Below are 16346 nucleotides of genomic sequence, written 5' to 3' on the forward strand. Positions count from 1 at the left end.
GCGCTTGCAAGATCGTGTGGCAAAATGCTGCGCAGGTCATGAGTGACAGCGACTACGGCCCCGGCCCGCTGTCCGGCAACCCTCCGTCCGTGGCGGGGTGCCCCGGGTGAAGACCAGGCGGTGAACAGCAAGGTTCACCGCAAGCGCGGACCCCTCGCGTCACCAGGGGTCCTGGTCGTCGAGGGAGCAGTCTCGTGAGCCAGCGAATGCGATAGGGCCGAAGGCCCCGTTCTCCGTACCCCTTTCTTCCTTCTCCTGTGCCGTTGACCGGTCGCGTCGACCGCTGTCCGCACAGTGATCTCGCCTGCCTCTTACGGGAGTTCGCCATGTCTGCCTCCACCGCTGCCACCGCCACCGCCGCTGACGCCGGGTCCGCCGAGCCCTGCTGCGCCGAGCCGCTGCCCGTGCTCGGCCGCGACGTCACCGTGCCCCTCGTCACCGGCGGCGAGGTGACGTACGCGGCCCTCGACTACGCGGCCAGCGCCCCCGCGCTCCAGCGGGTGTGGGACGACGTGGCCGCGTACGCGCCGTACTACGGCAGCGTGCACCGCGGCGCCGGGTACCTGTCGCAGCTGTCGACCGACCTGTTCGAGAACTCCCGCAGGACGGTGGCCGAGTTCCTCGGCTGCCGGGAGGGCGACCAGGTGGTCTTCACCCGGTCCACGACCGACTCGCTGAACCTGCTCGCCGCCGCCCTGCCGGCCGACTGCCAGGTCTTCGTCTTCGAGACCGAGCACCACGCCTCGCTCCTTCCCTGGCGCGACGCGCGCGTCACGTATCTGAACGCCCCCCGTACGCCCGGCGAGGCGGTGCGCACCCTGGAGCGCGCGCTCGCCGACCGCGACCCCTACGGGCCCGCCCTGGTGTGCGTGACCGGTGCCTCGAACGTCACCGGTGAGCTGTGGCCGGTGCGCGAGCTGGCCGCCGCCGCGCACGCCCACGGGGCCCGCATCGTCCTCGACGCCGCGCAGCTCGCGCCCCACCACCCCGTGGACATCGCCGAGTTGGACGTCGACTGGATCGCCTTCTCCGGGCACAAGCTGTACGCGCCCTTCGGCTCCGGGGTGCTCGCCGGGCGGGCCGACTGGCTGGGCGAGGCCGAGCCCTACCTCGCGGGCGGCGGTGCCTCGCGCACGGTGACGCGGCGCGCCGACGGGGGAGTGGACGTCGAGTGGCACGACACGGCCGCCCGGCACGAGGCGGGCTCGCCGAACGTCATCGGCGCCTACTCCATCGCCGCCGCCTGCAAGGCCCTGACCGAGGCCGGGTTCGACTCCCTGGTCGCCCGGGAGCGGCAGCTCATCCGGAAGGTGCGCGAGGGGCTCGCCGAAGTGCCCGAGGTGCGGGTGCTCTCGCTGTTCGGCGACGACGCGCCCCGCGTCGGGGTCATCTCCTTCGTGGTCGACGGCTGGAACAGCTCGCACTTCGCGGCCGCGCTGTCCGCCGAGTACGGCATCGGCGTGCGCGACGGCCTGTTCTGCGCGCACCCGCTGGTGCGCACGCTCCTCGGCAGCGCCCCGGACGAGCCCGGCGAGTGCGGCGCCCCGGAGGCCGCCCCCGGCGAGCGGTCGCTGAACGCGATCCGCGTGAGCTTCGGCGCGGGCACCCCCGACGAGCACGTCGAGCGGTTCGTACGGGCCGTCAAGGAGCTGGTCAGCGACGGCGCGCGGTGGAGCTACCGCACCGAGGACGGGCGCTGCGTGCCCGACACCGGCGCCGACCCCGCGGCCACCGCCGCCTGACCCGGCAGGCGCGAGCCGAGCAGAATCATCCGCAGGGCCCGTTCGGTGGCGTCGGTGAGGAACTCCCCGCCCCGGCCGAGCGCCTCGGTGAGCGTGACGGGCGCGGGCAGGATCGCGCTGTAGGCGTCCACGCCCGCCGCCCGCACCAGGTGCGCCCCGTCGCCGATGGTGCCCGCGAGGGCGAGCACCGGGCGGCCGAACCGCTTGGCGCGGCGGGCCACTTCGGCCGGGACCTTGCCGCGCGGCGTCTGCCGGTCGAGGGCGCCCTCGGCGGTGACGACCAGATCGGCGCGGGCCAGGCGGGCGTCCAGGTCGAGGTGGTCGAGGAGCACGTCGAAGCGCGGCAGCAGCCGGGCGCCGAGCGCGGCGAGGCCCGCGCCGAGGCCGCCGGACGCGCCGGTGCCGGGGCCGTGGAACAGATCGGCGCCGACGTTCAGGTCGCGGGTGAGGACGTACGCCCAGCGCTCCAGGCCCGCGGCGAGCTCCTCGACCTGGGCCGGGGTGGCGCCCTTCTGCGGGCCGAAGACGCGGGCCACGCCCTGCTCGCCGCACAGGACGTTGTGCTGGTTGCAGGCGACGAGCAGCTCGGCCCCGGCGAGGCGCGGGTCGGCGGCGGAGGCGTCGACGCGGTGCAGACGCGGCAGCTCCCGGCCGCCCTGCGGCAGCTCCCAGCCGTCGGCGTCCAGGAGCCGCACGCCGAGGGCCTGGAGCGCGCCCGCGCCGCCGTCCGACGTGCCCGAGTCGCCGCAGCCCACCAGGATGCGGCGGGCGCCCGTGTCGAGCGCGGCGCGGATCAGCTCGCCCACGCCGTACGTCGTGGTGGCGCCGGGGTCGCGCAGCTCGCGCGGCACCAGGCGCAGGCCCGCGGCGGCCGCCATCTCCACCACGGCGGTGCCCGAGTCGAGGAGCGCGAAGTGGGTGCCGATGCGCTCGCCGAGCGGGCCGGTGGCGGGCAGCGCGACGAGCCGCCCGCCCGCGGCCGCGGCGAGCGCCTGGGCGGTGCCCTCGCCGCCGTCCACGAGCGGGATCAGGTCGACCTCGGCGTCGGGCAGGACGCGCCGGACGCCCTGCGCGATGGCCTCGGCCGCGGACTGGGCGGACAGGGACTCCTTGAAGCCGCTGGGGGCGATGGCGACACGGCGGAGCGAGGACGGCGCGGGGGGCGTGTGCGGCATGGGGCGTACTCCTTGAGGGCGGGGGCGGGGCTCAGCGGCTGACGGGCACGCCGAGCAGCGGCCACACCGCGAGGGCGAACAGCAGGACGAGCGCGGCCGTGAGCGGGGCCAGGACGGCGGAGAGCCGCAGCAGGTCGCGCGGGGTGTAGGTGGGGGTGCCGGGGACCTCGGCGAAGAGGGTGACCGGCTTCGCGGAGGCGGGCAGGGTGTGGCAGAAGCCCGCGGCGGCCGTGGACGCGAGGGCCGCGGCGACCGGGTTCACGCCCGCGCCGAGGGCGGCGGCCACGACCAGCGGCACGAGGACCGACGAGCGGGCCGAGCGGGACTGCAGGACCAGATGGGCCGCCGTGCTGACCGCGACGACGACGGCGAGGAAGAGCCAGGGCGGCACGTCGACGGGTAGCCCCGCCACGAGCCACCGCGCCGCGCCCGAGTCGGCGAGCGCCACGCCCATCGCCATCGTCGCGGCCATGAAGAGCAGCAGCGACCACGGCACGGTCTTCAGGGCGTCCTTGAGGCGGACGGTGCCGAGCGCGGGCGAGGCCGCCACGACCGCGCCGATCAGCGCGACCACGGCGGGCGGGACCCGGTGCAGCGGCTCGCTGCACCACAGCGCGACCACGGTGGTGAGCAGCAGCGCGCAGCGCGTCTCCGCGGGCTCCCAGGGCCCGGTCACGGGGCGGTCGCTGTGTGCCTGGATGTCCTCGGCGGTGATCGCGACCGGCCCCTCGCGGTCCGCGCGGCGCGTGGTCGTCAGGAGCACGGCCTCGGCGGCGAGGTGGGACGAGACGATCGCGAGCGGCAGGCCGAGCAGCAGCCACTTCGTGAAGCCGATCTCCTGCCCCGTGCTCTCCCACAGGACGGACACCGTGATCAGATGTGCTCCCGCCCCGATCAGGGTCGCGACCGCGGACAGCAGGATGACGGTCGGGAAGAGCAGCGCCAGCATCACCACCAGGCGCCTGCGGTCGGCGAGGACCTTGGAGAGGGCGAGGAAGACGGGCAGCGCGAGCGCGGCCCGGCCGGAGGTGGCGGGCACCGCGAACGCCGTGACCACGAGCGCGGCGGTCGTCAGATGGGTCAACTGCCGTACGCTGCGCGCCCCGCTGACCAGGAACGCCGCCGCGCGCCCCGCCAGCCCGCTGCGCGCCACGGCGGCGGCGAGCACGAACGCGCAGATCAGCAGCCACACGGTGGCGTCCCCGAGGGTGCCGAAGAGGGTGTCGCTGCTGATCACGCCGGTGGCGGTGAGGGCGAGCCCCGCGCCGAGCGCGATGTACGTGTCGTCGATGGGCGTGCCGATCCAGGCGCAGGTGGCGAGCGCGAACACGGCGAGCGTGAGCCGGGCGTCGCCGCCAAGGCCCGCGAAGGTGCCGGGGGCGGCGAGGAGCGCGCACAGGCTCAGGGCCAGGCACAGGAGGATCAGTTGCCGCGGGGTCGCTGTCACGCGTTCAGCGTCGCGGGGCGCGGTGAGCCCTCAATGAGCCGCACATGAAGGAAACTTCACCGAGCGCGCCCCGCCGCGGCACGGACGCGCCGACGGCACCGCGCCCGACGGCACCGCGCCCGACGGCACCGCGCCCGGCGGCATCGCTCAGGTGGGCAGCCGGTATCCCATCCCGCGCACCGTCTCCAGGCGTTCCGCGCCCAGCTTCTTGCGCAGCGCCCGTACGTAGACGTCCACGATGTTGGACCCGGGGTCGAAGTCGTAGCCCCACACGTGGGACAGGATCTGTTCGCGGGCGAGCACCTGTCCCGGGTGCCTCAGGAACAGCTCCAGGAGCACGAACTCACGGGCCGTCAGGTCCACCGTCCGCTCGCCGGAGCGGGCCCTGCGGGTGCGCAGGTCGAGGGAGAGCGTGCCCGACCTGAGGACGGTCACCTCCGGCGCGCGCGCCGCCGTGCGCAGCCTGAGGCGCACCCGGGCGAGGAGTTCCTCGAAGCGGAACGGCTTGGTCATCCAGTCGTCGGCGCCGCCCTCCAGACCGGCCACCGTGTCCCGCACGGAGTCCCGGGCGGTGAGCACGATCACCGGCACCGTCACCCGGGCCTCGCGCAGTTCGCGCAGGACGGTGAAGCCGTCCCGGCCGGGCAGGCCGATGTCCAGGACGACCAGGTCGAAGCCGCCGGTGAGGGCGTATGCGTAGGCCGCGTCGCCGTCGCCGACCACGGTGGTGGTGAAGCCGTTGGCGCGCAGGCCCTTCTCGACGAAGGAGGCGATGCGTTCCTCGTCCTCGACGATGAGGATGCGGTTCACGTGCGTACCTCTTCCAGGGGGCGTACGAGGTCCAGGGTGAGGGTGAAGGTGGCGCCGCCGCCCTCGGTGGCGCCGAGGCCGACCCGGCCGCCGTGGGCCTCGGCGATCGCGCGGACGATGGCCAGGCCGAGGCCCGCGCCGCTGGTGCGGGCGCCGCGCCGGGACGTGCCGCGCCGGAAGCGCTCGAAGATGACGTCGGCGTCCTGGGCCTGGACGCCGGGGCCGCTGTCGGCCACGTACAGCTCGATGCGCGGGCCCGCGACGCGGGAGCCCACGCGGATGCGTTCGCCGCGCGTGGTGTGCTGCACGGCGTTCTGCGCCAGCTGGACCATGGCCTGGGTGATGCGCTGCGGATCGAGGACGGCCTCGCGGTCGGCGACCTCGGCCAGCTCCCAGTGGCGCTCGCCGAGCGTGCGGGCCTTGACGAAGACGTCGGCGGTGAGCTCGGCGAGCCGCACCGGCTCCGGGGTGATGAAGTCCGGGCGCTCGGCCTTGGCGAGCAGCAGCAGGTCCTCGACGATGCGGCTCATCCGGTCCAGTTCGTCGGTGACCAGGCGCACGGTCTCCTCGCGCTCGGCCGGATCGTCGCCCATGAGCTCCAAATGGCCGCGGACGATGGTGATCGGGGTGCGCAGCTCGTGCCCGGCGTCGTCGACGAACTCGCGCTGCGCGGCGAAGGCCCGCTCCAGGCGGTCCAGCATGCCGTTGAACGTCTCGGCGAGCGCGGCGACGTCGTCGCGCCCGCGCACCGGGATGCGCCGGGTCAGGTCCTGCTCGGTCAGCTGGGCGGCGGCGGTGCGCACCAGGCGGACCGGCTTGAGGATGCGCCCGGCCACGACCCAGCCGATGCCGGTCGTGAGCAGGAGCGCGACGCCGGAGATGGCGAGGAGGATGCGGAACACGTCGTCCGCCTTGGCCTGTTCGGCGCCCGGGTGGAAGGCCACGACGAAGGCGGCCTCCGGCTCGCCGCCGTGCGGGGCCACCTCGACCTTGGCCCAGCGCAGTTCGCCGGACGGCCGGTCGAGGGTGCCGGTGGAGCCCTGCGCCGCGAAGATCTGGCGGCGGGCCCCCGGGTCGCGGTGCAGCGGGTGCGCGACGGACAGCTCACGGGCCTGGGTGAGCTGGGCGGGGCCCTGACCGGGGCGGTGGACGAGCCCGATCAGCTCCTCGCCCGGGTCGGCGTACTGCCGTTCCAGGAAGACTTCGAGGAGGCGGCGCGGGTCGGTGAAGCCCGCGCCGGTCTCCGGGTCGACGCCCCCGTCCACGAAGTGCGTGAACTCCCCGGTCTCCTGGGTGAGCAGCCGGTTCACCCGGTGGTCGACGTCGCGCAGCAGGATCGAGCGGGTGGTCGCGGCGACCGCGGCGAACGCGACCGCCATCACCACGAGCAGCCACAGCAGGATGCGGACGCGCGCCGAGATGCGCCGGCGCACGGCCCCGCGGGAGTCGCCTCCCCGGGAGTCGGGGGAGCCGGGGGAGCCGGAGGGCTCATGGGCGTCGTGGGGGTCACACCGGTCGCGGGGGTCACGCCGGTCGCGGGAGGCACGCGGGTCAGCCGTCGTCGTCCGGCCCGTCGTCGTCCTCGGCATCGTCGCCCGGCCGCCCGGGTCCGCCGGATCCGGAGCCCCGGTCGTCGTCATCGTCATCCGTGTCCCCTGTGGCCCCCGCGCCGCCCTTGCCGTTCCCGCGCTCCGCGGAGCTCTCGCTGACCGGAGGCCGGTCGACGACCTGGTCGCCGGGGGTGGGCTCCGGCCCGGTGGGCGTGCCCGACGGGGAGCCGCTCTCCAGCTCCACCTTGGGCGGGACCTTCGGCTCGGCGGGGGAGTCCGTCAGGGCGTAGCTGGTCGCAGCGATGCCGAGGGGGATCGCCACGACGGCCGCGAGAGCCGCCATGCGGTGGGAGAAGACCATGGCAGCGAGCGTGCGGGGCGTACCGCGTCATCTGGATGAGCCGGGGATGAAGAAACCCTCATCCGGCGCGGTCCGCCGCTAGGAGTCGAGGCCGATCGCGAACGCGGCCTCCAGGTCGTGCTGCGAGTACGTGCGGAAGGCGACGTGCGTGTCCGTCCCCTCGACGCCCGGAATCTTGCTGATCCGGCCGGGGATGACGTCGGCCAGATCGTCGTGACGAGCCACCCGGACCATGGCGATCAGGTCGTACGTGCCCGTCACCGAGAAGACCTCGCTGACGCAGTCGAGGGCGGCGATCGACTCGGCGATCTCCGGAATCCGGTCGACGCTGGTCTTGATGAGCACGATCGCGGTGATCACGGCTGGCTGTCTCCCTCGGTGGCCGGTCCTGAGGCTTTCACTCTAGTCCCCCGCCGACAGCACACCCAGGCGTAGACAAACCCGAGCGAAAAGCCCACAAGGTGCGCCAGATACGCCACACCGGGCCCCTGCCGCTGCTGCCCCGCCGCCACCCACTGCAGCGTCACCCAGAACGGCAGCACCACCCAGGCCGGGAACCGCAGCGGCAGGAAGAACAGGAACGGGAAGAGGCTGGTGACGCGCGCCTTCGGGAAGAGATGGAGAAAGGCGCCGAGCACGGCGGAGATCGCCCCGGACGCACCGACGAGGGTCTGCCCGGACCCCGCGTGCGCGACGGCGTAGCCGAACAGGGCGAGACAGCCGCAGCACACGGCGAAGAGCGCGTACTGGAGGTGCCCCATGCGTTCCTCGACCATCACGCCGAACACGTACAGGAACAGCATGTTGCCCAGGAGGTGCAGCCAGCTGCCGTGCACGAAGAGGGCCGTCAGGGGGGTGAGAGCGGCACGGGGCTTGCCGCTGAGGAGTTCGACGGGTACCACCCCCCAGCGTTCGAAGTAGGCCTGCTGAGCGGCGATGAGCCGGTCGCCCGTGCCGTACGAGGGGTTGAGTCCGGACAGCGGGGACAGGACGAAGACGACGCAGCAGACGGCGATCAGCGCGCACGTCACCGGGGCGGTCGGGCGTCTGAGCGCGCGGACCGTCGCCACGCCCCACGTGTTGATCATGCGCAGAGCATGGCGTAAGCGAGCCAAACGGTACAGACCGCCTCGCCCGGGTGGTTGCCGGGACAGGACGGGCAGCCTCCGCAGGTGCGCGCGGTGGTCCTTACGCAGGCCTTAGGGTTACGGGAAATACGCATCACGGCCTCCTGAAGGAAAGCGAACGTCACGATGACGGTTCCCCTGCCGACCGACACCACCCGATGGCGCTGCACGCTCTGCGGCAACCTCACGCGGTTCGACGTGACCCGCTCCTCGAAGGTCGTCGAATATGTGCACCTCGACCTGGCCGGAGAGCCGAACGTCGAGGAACGCGAGGTGGTCAGTGAGACCATCGAGTCGGTCCGCTGCCGCTGGTGCAACGCGGTGGACCAGGTGGAACTCGTGGACAGGCCCGGGGCCGGCTCCTGAAGGGAGCGGGCCCCGCACAGCTAGTGGGGTGACCGATGGTGGAGAGCGCGGGCGGAACGCCGGAGGACGGCGCCGCCGAGGTGCTCGACCGTCCGCTGCCCGACGGCGTGCGGCGGGCGGTCGTACAGATCGTGTCGGACGGCTTCGGCGGCCTCACGGTGGGAGAACTGCCGCCGCAGCTGCGGCAGTACGCGCGCTTCACGCCCACCCGGCGCGTGAAGTTCGCGGGCAACGCCATGGCCGCGGCCCTGGAGGGCGACCCGGTGTTCCGCCAGCGCATCGGCGAACGCCTGCGCGAGGCCCAGCCCGAGCTGACCGCGGCCCTGGACGCGGGCACGCCGCCGCCCGCCGCCGACCCGCTGGACGTGGCGGCCGCCGCCTATGTGCTGCGCCCCACCGGCTGGGTGAAGCTCGTCACCGCCGCGGGCGAGGAGGCCCAGCGGGCGGACGCCGAGCGCGCCGACGAGGAGACCCGGGCCGAGCTGGAGCGGCTGCGCGCGGAACTCGCCGCCGCCCGCGCCCACACCAAGGCCGAGACCGACCGGCTGCGCGCGGAGCTGGACGCGGCGAAGAAGGAAGCCGAATCGATGCACCGCAAGCTGCGCGGGGCACTCAGCGACGTCAAGCGCGGCGAGGCGGCCCTGCGCAAGGTCACCGCCGACGCCGAGGCCGCGCGCGCCGAGGGGCAGGCGCAGCTTTCGGCCAGCGACAGCGAGACCCGGCGCCTGAAGGCCCGCCTCGGCGAGGCGGAGGCGGCCCTGGAGGCCACCCGCAGGGCCGCGCGCGAGGGCCGCAGCGTCGAGGACATGCGGGTGCGCCTGCTGCTCGACACGGTGCTCGACGCGGCCCAGGGGCTGCGCCGCGAACTCGCGCTGCCGCCGGTGTCGGTGCGCCCCGCCGAGACCGTGGACGCCGTCGAGCCCGGCCGCATGACGCCCAAGGACATCGCGGCCCGCGCCCTGTCCGAGAACGACCCGGCGATCCTGGACCAGTTGCTCGCGCTGCCCCAGGCGCATCTGGTCGTCGACGGCTACAACGTCACCAAGACCGGCTATCCGACGATGCCCCTGGACAAGCAGCGGCTGCGCCTGCTCGGCTCGCTCTCGCAGCTCGCGCTGCAGACCGGGGCCGAGGTCACCTGCGTCTTCGACGGCGCCGAGCTGGCCGCGCCGGTGCTGCTCGCGCCGCCGCGCGGGGTGCGGGTGCTCTTCTCGAAGCCGGGCGTCACGGCGGACGAGCTGATCCGTCAGCTCGTGCGCGCCGAGCCGCCGGGGCGGCCGGTGATCGTCGTCTCGACCGACCGCGAGGTGGCCGACGGCATCGCCAAGGCCGGGGCGCGGCCCGTGGCGTCCGTGGTGCTCCTGAAGCGGCTTACGCGCGGCTAGCCGGGATCCGTAACTCACGTTCCCTATGCCTGAATTGGACCGTTGCCGTATGCGACGGAGCGTCAACTGACCGCTACGGTCCGTCGATCAACTGTAAAGAAAACGCTCGTTGACCGAATTTTTCGCAGTCAGGATTTGATCTGATCACAACGGGGTCACTAGGGTCGCGGCCAGACCTCCGCTCTGTTGATCACTCATCGAAGGAGCCGCCTTCGTGGCTTCCCACCGTCGTCTCAAGCAGCCGGGCCGCGCCCGTGTGACCGTGCTGACCGCGACCGCCGCGGCGGCCGTGGCGCTCACCTCGCAGGCGGCCAACGCCGCCCCGAGCGAGAAGCCGAGCAAGGACGAGGTGAAGTCCAAGGTCGACAAGCTCTACGAAGAGGCGGAGAAGGCGACCGAGAAGTTCAACGGCGCCAAGGAGAAGCAGCAGAAGCTGGAGAAGCAGGTCGACCGCCTCCAGGACAAGGTCGCCCGCGGCCAGGACGACCTCAACGACCTGCGCGGCGGCCTCGGTTCGCTCGCCAGCGCGCAGTACCGCTCCGGCGGCATCGACCCCTCCCTTCAGCTGTTCCTCTCCGCCGACCCGGACAGCTACCTGGACAAGGCCTCCGCACTCGACCAGCTGAGCACCAAGCAGGCCGAGGCGCTCAAGAAGATCCAGGCGAAGCAGCGCACCCTCGCGCAGCAGCGCAAGGAGGCCTCCGACAAGCTCGCCGACCTCGCCACCACGCGCGAGGAGCTCGGCAAGAAGAAGCGCGAGGTCCAGGGCAAGCTCGGCGAGGCGCAGCGCCTGCTCAACACGCTGTCCGCCAAGGAGCGCGCCGCCCTCAAGGCCAAGGAGGACCGCGCGAGCCGCGACGCCGAGCGCAAGGCCTCGGACGCGGCCGACGCCCCCGAGACCAAGGCGCCCCAGGGCGGCGTCAAGGGCTCGAACCGCACCATGGCCGCGTACGCCGCCGCACAGAGCAAGATCGGCTCGCCGTACGTCTACGGCGCCAGCGGCCCCAGCTCCTTCGACTGCTCCGGCCTCACCTCCTGGGCCTACGCCCAGGCCGACGTCTCCATACCCCGGACCTCGCAGGCCCAGGCCAACGCCGGGACGCGCATCGCGTCGCAGAGCGACCTCAAGGTCGGCGACCTGGTCATCTTCTACGGCGACCTGCACCACGTCGGCTTCTACGCGGGCAACGGCCAGGTGCTGCACGCCCCGCGCACCGGCGCCGTGGTGCGCTACGAGTCGATCAACAACATGCCGTTCCAGTTCGGCGTCCGCATCTGACCCCGACGGCCGTAGCGGCACCGCCCAATCGGGCGAATTCCGCCACCTTCCAGTGACCCCGCGCCCCGCCGATGACCTGCGTCAGAGGCGGGGCGTCACCGTGCGTAGGCACCGGAGGTCTTTGGCCGCGACCTGATCACGCGGCTACTGTCGCGCGCGTTCCCCGACAACCGGGGTACGGCTCCCGCGTCCGCGGGGGTCCGTCCAGCGGAAGGGAGAGCGGCTACCCGTGGGGTCCCATCGCCGTCCCGCAGTCACCGGCCTCGACCGGAGCGCACGCGCCGCCACCGTCACCGTGCTGTCCGCCGCCACCGCGGCCGCGGCCTTCGCGGTGCCCGCGAGCGCCGCCCCCGCCGACCCGCCGGCCGCGACAAAGGCCAAGGTCGACCGGCTCTACGAGCAGGCCGAGCAGGCGACGGAGGCGTTCAACAAGGCGGACGAGCGCGCGGACACGCTGCGCCGCCAGGTCGAGCGGTCCAAGGACAAGGTCGCCCGCGGCCAGGAGCGCATCAACGAGATGCGCGGCACGCTCGGCACGCTCGCCGAGGCCCAGTACCGCTCGGGCGGCATCGACCCCTCGCTCGCCCTCATGCTCTCCTCCGACCCGGACGCCTATCTGGACAAGGCCTCGGCCCTCGACCGCCTCAGCGCCCGCCAGACCGGCCACCTCACCAAGCTCCAGCGCGCCCAGCGCGCCCTCGCCCAGGAGCGCACCGAGGCGGGGCGCAAACTGGCCGAACTGGAGAAGAGCCGCACGACCGTGGCCCGCCACAAGCGCACGGTCGAGGAGAAACTGGCCAAGGCGCGGCGGCTGCTCAACTCCCTCTCGGCGGCGCAGCGCGAGGAGTACGACAGGTCCTCGCGCTCGGCGGACGGCGGCTCGTCGAGGCCCGACCTCACGAGCGCCGGGGCACCTGCGTCCTCGCGCGCGGCCGCCGCCGTCGCCGCGGCCCGCTCGGCGGTCGGCAAGCCCTATGTGTGGGGCGCCAACGGCCCCTCGGGCTTCGACTGTTCGGGCCTCACCCAGTGGTCGTACGCGCAGGCGGGCGTCGGCCTGCCGCGCACCTCGCAGGCGCAGCGCTACGCCGGGACGCACGTCCCGCTCTCCCAGGCGCAACCCGGTGACCTGGTCACCTACCGCGACGACGCCAGCCACGTCGGGATGTACGTGGGCAACGGCCAGGTCGTGCACGCGCCCTACCCGGGCGCCGCGGTGCGCTACGACCCGGTGGGGATGATGCCGGTGTCGTCCGTGACCCGGGTCTGAGTGACGCGATTGCGCGGGTGACCCGCCGTCGGCCGGGGGCCGCGCGCCCCGCCCCCGTACGATCGACAACGTGGCTGGTCGACGGCGTGGACGCGGAGTGCGGGCGGCGGGCATCGGTCTCGCGGTGCTCGCCCCCCTCGCGTTCGTGGGCTGCGGCGGCCCCGAGCCCACGAACACCGTGCCCGACGAGGTGCGCGAGCTCCTGGAGCGGCGCGCGGCGGCGGTGCTCGACCGCGACGAGCGGGCCTACCGGGCCACGGGCGGCCCGGTCACCGCGTTCGACAACGTCCGCGAGCTGCCGCTCAGGTCGTGGTCGTACCGCCTGAAGGACTTCGACCGCGACGGGGCGCGCGCCACCGTCACCGCCGAGCTGCGCTACCGCGTCGCGGGCTACGACCGGGCGCCGCTCGGCGTCGACCGCACGCTGGTCCTGCGCGAGCGCGACGGCCGCTGGTCCGTGGGCTCCGAGCGGCCCGCGCGCAAGGCCGCCGAGCAGCTCTGGGACCAGGGCCGCGTCGAGTCCGTGCGCGGCACCCACAGCCTGGTCCTCGGCGTCGGCAGGGAGCGCGCGGACCTCAGGCGGTACGCGCGGCTCGCCGACGACGCGGTGCCCGACGTGAGCGCCGCCTGGCCGCGCCCGTGGGCGGGCCGGGTGGTGGTGCTCGTCCCCCGGTCCCTGAACGGCATGGCCGACCTGCTGGGCGCGCCCGCCTCCGGCTACCAGGGCATCGCCGCGGTGACCACCGGCGAGGCGGGCGGCTCGGGCCGGGCGCCCGCGGACCGGATCATCATCAACCCCGACGCGTACGGAGTCCTCGGCGACCTCGGCAAACAGGTCGTCCTCACGCACGAGGCCACGCACGTCGCCACCCGCGCCGACACCTCACGGGCCACCCCGCTGTGGCTCTCCGAGGGCTTCGCGGACTGGGTCGGCTACCGCGGCACGGGCCGCGCGCCCGAGCAGGCCGCCCCCGAGCTGCGCCGCGCGGTCGTGGACGGCTCGCTGCCCGCCGTCCTGCCCGAGGACGCCGACTTCGGCTTCAGCGGCGACGCGAACCGCCTCTCCCGGGCGTACGAGGGGTCCTGGCTGGCCTGCCGGATGATCGTCGAGAAGTGGGGCGAGCGGAAGCTCGTGGAGTTCTACGCGGCCGTCGGCGCCCACGACGAGCGCGCGGGCGCGGTGGAGAAGGAGCTGCGGGACGTCCTGGGCGTCAGCCCCGAGGACTTCACCGCGCGCTGGCGGGACTACCTGCGGCGGCAGCTGGGCTGAGCGCGGGGGCGGCCTCGACGACCGTCTGCCGCCACAGCGTCCGGCAGGCGAGGAACGCCGCCGCCACGAGCAGGCCGTTGCGGACGACGAGCAGCGTCACGCCGAGCGCGTCGCTCGCCACCACGTGCGCGAACCACACGGGGAACTCCAGGAACGTCACCAGCGTGGCCACCAGCACGAGCCGGGCGGGCACGGCCATGCGGCTGTCCCGGTACGCCAGGCACACCGCCGCGACCCCCACCAGCCACACCAGGTACTGCGGGCTGATCACCCGGCTCGTCGTGGTGAAGAGCAGCACCGCCGCGAAGGCCGCGTCCGCCGGGGTGGTCACCGACCAGGCGCGGGCCCGCGCCCGCCACAGCAGCAGCCAGCCGAGGGCCGCCACCGACAGGACCTGCGCGCCCGTGCTCACCACGGGCACGTAGGGGCCGAGGAACTCCACCGAGCCGTAGTTGAGCTGCACGGTGCCCGGCCAGCCCAGGTGGCGCGCCACGTGGAAGACGAGCGAGCCCAGGGACTCCACCTCGGTGCCCCGGTCGCGCTGGAAGGCCAGGAACGCGAAGGCGCCCGGCATCGCCACCACGGACACCAGCGCGACCGCGGCCGCCGCGGCCGCCGCCGCGCCCCAGGAGCGCCGCGTCGCCGCTCCGCGCGGGGCGCCCACGAGCAGCAGCACCGGCCACACCTTCACCAGCGCGCCGAGGCCGGCGACGGCTCCCGCCGCGCGGGCCCGGCGCGCCCCCGCCAGCAGGGCGGCGACCGCGAGCGCCGTCACCATCAGGTCGTACCGGGCGTAGGCGGTCGGGCCGAGCAGCGCCACGCCCGCCGTCCACACCCACACCCCGCGCAGCGTGCGGCCCGGCCGTCCGCCCGCGTGCACCAGCAGGCCCGTCACCACCGCGTCCGCCACGAACGACAGGAGGAAGAAGGCGGCGGGATAGCTGAGGAACGGCAGCAGCCCGGGACCGAGCACCGCGAGCGCCGCGGCGGGCGGGTACTGCCAGGTGACGTCGTCGAGCGGGAACGTGCCGGTGCGCAGGATGTCGTACCAGCCCTGGTAGATGAACGTGACGTCGCTGGTGACGTCGGGTCCCGGCGTCACGATCACACGGAAGACGCACAGCAGGAGGACGGCCCTGGTCAGGGTCCAGACGGCCAGGAGCCCCAGCTCGTGGGCGCCGGTCCGCGGTGTCGAAGCCGGTGCGGGCGCGGGCGCCGGGCCCGCGAGCGTGCTCGCATCCGTGCTCGCCTCCGTGTCCTGCCCCGCGGCCGTGCTCGTGCTCGTGCCCGCCATGCGCACCTCGCCCGTTTTCCGGTACTTCATTCCTATTCGTCGGTCATGATGCCCGGACCGGGGGCGGGGCCGTGTGAGGCGGGGCCGTGCGACGCGCGGGGGCGCCCGGCCGGTACTGTCAGCCGCGATGCACAAGACCCTGATCGTCACGAACGACTTCCCGCCCAGGCCCGGTGGCATCCAGGCGTTCCTGCACAACATGGCGCTGCGGCTCGACCCGGCCGAGCTCGTCGTCTACGCCTCCACCTGGAAGCGTGGCCGCGAGGGCGCCGAGGCCACCGCCGCCTTCGACGCCGAGCAGCCCTTCACGGTCGTCCGCGACCGGACGACGATGCTGCTGCCCACGCCCCGCGTCACGCACCGCGCCGTCTCGCTCCTGCGCGAACACGGCTGTACGTCGGTGTGGTTCGGCGCGGCGGCACCGCTCGGCCTGATGGCGCCCGCCCTGCGCAAGGCGGGGGCGCGGCGCCTGGTGGCGACCACGCACGGGCACGAGGCGGGCTGGGCCCAGCTGCCCGCGTCCCGTCAGCTCCTGCGCCGCATCGGCGAGTCCACGGACACCATCACCTACCTGGGCGAGTACACGCGCTCGCGCATCGCCGCCGCGCTGACGCCCGCCGCGGCCGCGCGCATGGTCCAACTGCCGCCCGGCGTCGACGAGAAGACCTTCCACCCCGGCTCGGGCGGCGCCGCGGTGCGGGCGCGCCTCGGCCTCACCGACCGCCCCGTCGTGGTCTGCGTGTCCCGGCTCGTCCCCCGCAAGGGGCAGGACACCCTGATCCTCGCCATGCCCCGGATCCTCGCCGCCGAGCCCGACGCGGTGCTGCTGATCGTGGGCGGCGGGCCGTACGAGAAGGAGCTGCGCAAGCTCGCCGCCGAGACGCGGGTCGCGGACTCCGTGGTGTTCACCGGGGCCGTGCCGTGGGCCGAGCTGCCCGCGCACTACGGCGCCGGGGACGTCTTCGCCATGCCTTGCCGGACCCGCCGCGGCGGGCTCGACGTCGAGGGCCTCGGCATCGTCTATCTGGAGGCCTCCGCCACGGGCCTGCCCGTCGTCGCCGGGGACTCCGGCGGGGCACCGGACGCCGTCCTCGACGGGGAGACCGGCTGGGTCGTCAGGGGCGGGTCCCCCGAGGCCGCGGCCGAGCGGATCCTGCCCCTGCTCGGCGACGCGGAGCTGCGCCGGCGGATGGGGGAGCGGGGCCGCGCCTGGGTCGAGGAGCGCTGGCGCTGGGACCTCCTGGCGGAGCGGCTGCGGGACCTGCTGTAGCCC

At 74.2% G+C, this 16346-nt stretch carries 15 protein-coding genes and 1 riboswitch; of the genes, 7 read left to right on the forward strand and 8 right to left on the reverse strand.

Annotated elements, in window-relative coordinates:
• Positions 1-34 precede the first annotated feature (34 nt).
• Positions 35-152, forward strand: a riboswitch (SAM riboswitch).
• Between the two features lie 174 nt (positions 153-326).
• Positions 327-1742 (forward strand): aminotransferase class V-fold PLP-dependent enzyme, encoded by a 1416-nt coding sequence (locus tag AC5WAM_RS30195; RefSeq protein ID WP_495519474.1) that lies wholly within the window; start codon positions 327-329, stop codon positions 1740-1742.
• On the opposite strand, the gene AC5WAM_RS30200 is transcribed toward AC5WAM_RS30195, so the two are convergent.
• From AC5WAM_RS30200 to AC5WAM_RS30230, 7 genes are all read right to left on the reverse strand, one after another.
• Positions 1676-2917 carry a glycerate kinase family protein gene (locus AC5WAM_RS30200; protein WP_495519475.1) on the reverse strand — a complete coding sequence of 414 codons (1242 nt, stop codon included), beginning with the start codon at positions 2915-2917 and terminating at the stop codon, positions 1676-1678. The two genes, AC5WAM_RS30195 and AC5WAM_RS30200, sit on opposite strands and share 67 nt — an antisense overlap.
• A gap of 31 nt (positions 2918-2948) precedes the next feature.
• Positions 2949-4364: an SLC13 family permease gene (locus AC5WAM_RS30205; RefSeq protein ID WP_495519476.1), complete on the reverse strand. Its 1416-nt coding sequence runs from the start codon at positions 4362-4364 to the stop codon at positions 2949-2951.
• Between the two features lie 147 nt (positions 4365-4511).
• Complete coding sequence (locus AC5WAM_RS30210) at positions 4512-5174, reverse strand: response regulator transcription factor (RefSeq protein ID WP_495519477.1); 663 nt, start codon at positions 5172-5174, stop codon at positions 4512-4514.
• Entirely contained in the window at positions 5171-6553 is a 1383-nt protein-coding gene (locus AC5WAM_RS30215) for a sensor histidine kinase (protein WP_366791458.1), read from the reverse strand. Before AC5WAM_RS30215 ends, AC5WAM_RS30210 begins: the two co-directional genes overlap by 4 nt.
• 172 nt (positions 6554-6725) lie before the next feature.
• A complete protein-coding gene (locus tag AC5WAM_RS30220) occupies positions 6726-7085 on the reverse strand; it encodes a small secreted hydrophilic protein (protein ID WP_495519478.1) in 360 nt (119 codons plus the stop codon).
• Positions 7086-7163: 78 nt separating this feature from the next.
• On the reverse strand, positions 7164-7445 hold the full coding sequence (locus AC5WAM_RS30225; RefSeq protein ID WP_055550052.1) for an Lrp/AsnC family transcriptional regulator: 282 nt from the start codon (positions 7443-7445) through the stop codon (positions 7164-7166).
• Positions 7442-8173 carry a rhomboid family intramembrane serine protease gene (locus AC5WAM_RS30230; protein WP_366791354.1) on the reverse strand — a complete coding sequence of 244 codons (732 nt, stop codon included), beginning with the start codon at positions 8171-8173 and terminating at the stop codon, positions 7442-7444. The genes AC5WAM_RS30225 and AC5WAM_RS30230 overlap by 4 nt, the downstream gene beginning before the upstream one ends.
• Before the next feature lie 165 nt (positions 8174-8338).
• On the opposite strand from AC5WAM_RS30230, the gene AC5WAM_RS30235 reads away from it, so the two are divergent.
• The 5 genes from AC5WAM_RS30235 to AC5WAM_RS30255 all read left to right on the forward strand — a co-directional run bounded on the left by AC5WAM_RS30235 (position 8339) and on the right by AC5WAM_RS30255 (position 13779).
• Positions 8339-8578 (forward strand): hypothetical protein, encoded by a 240-nt coding sequence (locus tag AC5WAM_RS30235; protein ID WP_138959284.1) that lies wholly within the window; start codon positions 8339-8341, stop codon positions 8576-8578.
• 35 nt (positions 8579-8613) lie between these two features.
• Positions 8614-9963: an NYN domain-containing protein gene (locus AC5WAM_RS30240; protein WP_366791353.1), complete on the forward strand. Its 1350-nt coding sequence runs from the start codon at positions 8614-8616 to the stop codon at positions 9961-9963.
• A 214-nt stretch (positions 9964-10177) separates the two neighbouring features.
• Positions 10178-11242, forward strand: a complete 1065-nt coding sequence (locus tag AC5WAM_RS30245; protein ID WP_366791352.1) for a C40 family peptidase — start codon at positions 10178-10180, stop codon at positions 11240-11242.
• 229 nt (positions 11243-11471) lie between these two features.
• Positions 11472-12509, forward strand: a complete 1038-nt coding sequence (locus tag AC5WAM_RS30250) for a C40 family peptidase (RefSeq protein ID WP_495519479.1) — start codon at positions 11472-11474, stop codon at positions 12507-12509.
• A 70-nt stretch (positions 12510-12579) separates the two neighbouring features.
• Complete coding sequence (locus tag AC5WAM_RS30255; protein WP_366791350.1) at positions 12580-13779, forward strand: hypothetical protein; 1200 nt, start codon at positions 12580-12582, stop codon at positions 13777-13779.
• Here AC5WAM_RS30255 and AC5WAM_RS30260 read toward each other — a convergent pair.
• On the reverse strand, positions 13736-15103 hold the full coding sequence (locus AC5WAM_RS30260) for a glycosyltransferase 87 family protein (RefSeq protein WP_495519480.1): 1368 nt from the start codon (positions 15101-15103) through the stop codon (positions 13736-13738). The two genes, AC5WAM_RS30255 and AC5WAM_RS30260, sit on opposite strands and share 44 nt — an antisense overlap.
• A gap of 97 nt (positions 15104-15200) precedes the next feature.
• On the opposite strand from AC5WAM_RS30260, the gene AC5WAM_RS30265 reads away from it, so the two are divergent.
• Entirely contained in the window at positions 15201-16343 is a 1143-nt protein-coding gene (locus tag AC5WAM_RS30265; RefSeq protein WP_366791347.1) for a glycosyltransferase family 4 protein, read from the forward strand.
• The last annotated feature ends 3 nt before the right edge of the window (positions 16344-16346 follow it).

The sequence above is a fragment of the Streptomyces sp. JLYT201 genome, from assembly GCF_059448825.1.